Here is a 3,308-nt window from a genome sequence, read left to right on the forward strand (position 1 = left end):
CCGCGAGGCCGTCGACGCCCAACGCCTCGGCGCCCGCCGCGGTGACGTCCGCGACCCCGTCGGACCAGTCGTCGAGCTGCAGCAGACGCAGGACCCCGACCATGCGGTCACTGATCACCTGCGACCACCGCGCGCCGTGCTCATGAGGCCAGCGCTTGGGACACGACGGCCAGGCCGTCCGTGCGGGGAAGAAGCTCAGCTTCCCGGCCGTGCACGAGGAAGCCGGTGCCGGTGAGGTCCAGGAGACGGGTCAGCATCGGATGCGGATGGTGCAGGCACAGCAATCCCCCGGCGGTGGCCGTGCGCTCGGCAGCGGCCAGGAAGGTATTGAGGCCGCTGACGTCGCAGAAGGTCAGGAGGGTCAGGTCGATGTCGATGGTGCGGATTCCGCCTCGCAGACAGTCCTGGATCATCACGCACACCGGTGGCGCCGTGTCCATGTCGAGCTCACCCGCCAGGGTGATCGTCGTGTGGTTTCCTCGGTCGTGCCGGTAGAGGTTGAAGCTGGGCAGAACAGGCATAGCGCCTCAGTTCTTGTGACCACCTGGTGCAGCGCCGGCGGCCCGGCTTCCCGGTCCCGCCTGGCACGCATCCCCTGCGGTCGGACGCCTGGACAGGTCAGGCGAAGCACACCGGTCCGGCAACCCGAGCAGGGCTGTGAACGAGAACCGGCTTCGCCTCGAAGGTAGTGCCCGAGGCGGTCGGACGAATCGTCCGCTCCCCACAGGCACCTGCACGACAACCGCGCCACGCCGGGGTCCGGGACGTCCATCGAAGCATAGCCCCCACGCATACCCCGATCATCGATTCCTAGTGCTGGATTCCTCAAAGGACGTACACAGAGCGGCGACGTAGTGTCGGGGTGGGTGGGGTTGGCCGTCCCCAGATATGGTCGGGCGCGGGCGTTGAGCTGTGCGGTTGCCACGGCTGTGGCCTGGGTGATGTCGTCGGGGTTGGCGAAGGACCGCCCGGCCAGGGCGGGGCCGTGGGTGAGGGCCCGGATTCCGGGATCAGCCCCGCGGTCGGCGCTGCACCACAGGGGGCGGCGGCCGACTGCGGTACACCAGCAGCACCGCGCCGCACGGCGCCTTCGTCACGCGGCCCGTAATGCCAGCGCGGTAGCGGGTCAATGCCGCTGATTCGCGTGTCTGCCTTGCCGGTCAGACTGGTCGGCCCCTGGCGGGTTCCACCGACGTCACGAGAACGGCCCCGTCACCGGGAGCCCTCCCCTGGCCTGGGGCATGGGCAGTCCTGAAACTGGGGCAATGCGAGTCACGCCGGGTACGGCCGCCGCCGCGTCGGCCGGCTCTGCGGCCGGTTCCCGTACTGGCAGTGGGCCCGGCGACGGGTGCAGGGGGCCGGAAACCGCGACTTGGAAGGCCCCGGTTTCGGCGGCTGCGATTGGGGTCGGGGTGCTGCGGCGTGGCCCCGGCAGCCGGAGCCGGGTCCTCCACCCGATCCGTCACATGCAGGCCGGCCTCGACCGTCACCAGCCCGAGGCGTCCGGCGGCCGCTGCGAGCAGCGTCTGTCGCACCTGCTGCGCGGACCCGGGGCAGGTACTGCCGGGCCGGCGCCGAGAATTCCGATGCAGCACTCCAGCGCCTGGATCCCTGAGCCGTTCGGGGCATTTCCCGGCATTTCGCCCTGGCGAGTCCGTTCTCTCGCGGTTTGCTTTCGTGGTGCGGGGGAAATCCGACGCCGGTTCTCCCAGCCCGCTTGTGTACGCGGTCGCACCGTCGAGGAGATCGCCGAGGACAGTCGAGAACGGGGCCCAGGATGCATCGCGACAAGCTCGGGATCTACCTGAATGACCACTTGGCCGGTGCCACCTTCGGCATCGGGCTCGCGCAGCGAATCGCCCACCAGCACCGCCACTCGGCGCGCAGAGCCGATGTGCAGCGCATCTCAGACGAGATCACCCAGGACCGGCAGACCCTGCTCGAACTCATGGACGCACTTGGCGTCCCCGCACGCCGCTACAAAGTCTACGGTGGCTGGGCGGCCGAGAGGCTGGGGCGCCTGAAACCAAACGGCGCTCTGTACCGGCGCTCCGGGCTGAGCACGCTCACCGAGCTCGAGACCCTGCGGCTGGGAGTCGAGGGGAAGACCCTGATCTGGCGCACGCTGCTCGTCGTGGCCACGGGGGAGCCCCGTCTGGACGAATCCCAGCTGCAGGATCTGCTGCACCGGGCGCGGGACCAGATCGACACGCTGGAGACGCTGCGCCTCACGGCAGCGGCGGCGGTCTTCTCCCCCGGAATGCGCAGCGTGAGTACTGACAGCCCGTGAGACCGCGGCGACGTCGTCGACCGCGTAGTCAACAGCCATGCCCATGAAGCCTTCCGATGCCGCGGGCCGTTCATCTCTGTTCGGCCGACTGCGCCATGTGATCCGACATTCACTGGTCGGGCGCGGATGGAGGGGGAACCGTGAACTGGAGTGGGGGCCGCGGTCACTGGGCTTCGCGGCGCTCGGGTTCCTCACGCTGGTGCCACTGCTGATCGCTGTCTCCGCGGCTGATCCGACACACGGGCGGGGGTTTGCGCAGTGGCTGGGGGACGGGATCGGCGTGTCGACGGCTTCCAGGGAGCAAATCGGGCAGCTGTTCACTCAGCCCGGCCAGGCACCACGCACCACGACCGCGTTCGGCATTGCCACCCTCGCTGTCTTCGGCCTGTCATTGGGGGCACGCTTGGTCTTGGAGGCAGGCGGATGCCAGGAGTCGGTCCGCGGGCCGTAGCGTTCGGCCCCCGCACCGGTACCGCGTCGGCCAGCCAAGTCCGGTGCCGCGCAGGCCAGTGCCTCCAGCGCAGCCCGCAGTGTTTCCCCCGCCAGCTCCAGCCGGTTCAGATCCCGCACCGCCGCCAGCACGCGGGTGGAGTCACTGCGCTGCTTGCCACCCGCCTTCACCAGGCCCCGGTCCTTGAGCGCGGTCAGCAGAAGGTCCAGCGCCTTCTCCTCCAGCTCGTGCTCGACCAGCCGCGCGCGGAACTCGGACAGCACCGAGGCATCGAACCCGGGATCGTCCAGCTCCATGCCGAGCGCGTACTTGAAGTCCATGCCGAACCGCCCCCGGTGCGCCGCCGCCCGGTCGGTGAGGTTCTCGACGAACTGCAGCACCGTCACCAGCGCTAGCTGGCCCGGCGACCAGCCCGGCCGCCCCCGCACCCCGAAAGCCTCGGCGAACTCGGCATCCGAGAACAGCTCGCCCAGCTCGTCACGGACCCGCATCGCCAGCGGATACGGCCCCCGCGCCGCCACCGACCGCGCTACCTGCGCAGTCAGCTCCGGAACCTGCGGCCACGGC

The 3,308-nt window shown here is 69.9% G+C and carries 3 protein-coding genes; 1 reads left to right on the top strand and 2 read right to left on the bottom strand.

Going from position 1 to position 3,308, the window contains the following annotated elements:
- Nucleotides 1-140: 140 nt before the first annotated feature.
- Nucleotides 141-521, bottom strand: a complete 381-nt coding sequence (locus FCI23_RS54830; RefSeq protein WP_136731650.1) for an STAS domain-containing protein — start codon at nt 519-521, stop codon at nt 141-143.
- A gap of 1,256 nt (nt 522-1,777) precedes the next feature.
- On the opposite strand from FCI23_RS54830, the gene FCI23_RS54840 reads away from it, so the two are divergent.
- Entirely contained in the window at nt 1,778-2,290 is a 513-nt protein-coding gene (locus tag FCI23_RS54840) for a hypothetical protein (protein WP_136731651.1), read from the top strand.
- Between the two features lie 321 nt (nt 2,291-2,611).
- On the opposite strand, the gene FCI23_RS62910 is transcribed toward FCI23_RS54840, so the two are convergent.
- A partial coding sequence (locus FCI23_RS62910) for a transposase (RefSeq protein WP_322974070.1) occupies nt 2,612-3,308 on the bottom strand: 697 nt, incomplete at its 5' end.

The organism is Actinacidiphila oryziradicis (assembly GCF_005047355.1).
GTDB classification, from domain to species: Bacteria; Actinomycetota; Actinomycetes; order Streptomycetales; family Streptomycetaceae; genus Actinacidiphila; species Actinacidiphila oryziradicis.

What these genes read in the sequence shown, in the direction of transcription:
- FCI23_RS54830 (WP_136731650.1), bottom strand. Translation starts at nt 521, where the DNA reads ATGCCTGTTCTGCCCAGCTTCAACCTCTACCGGCACGACCGAGGAAAC.
- FCI23_RS54840 (WP_136731651.1), top strand. Translation starts at nt 1,778, where the DNA reads ATGCATCGCGACAAGCTCGGGATCTACCTGAATGACCACTTGGCCGGT.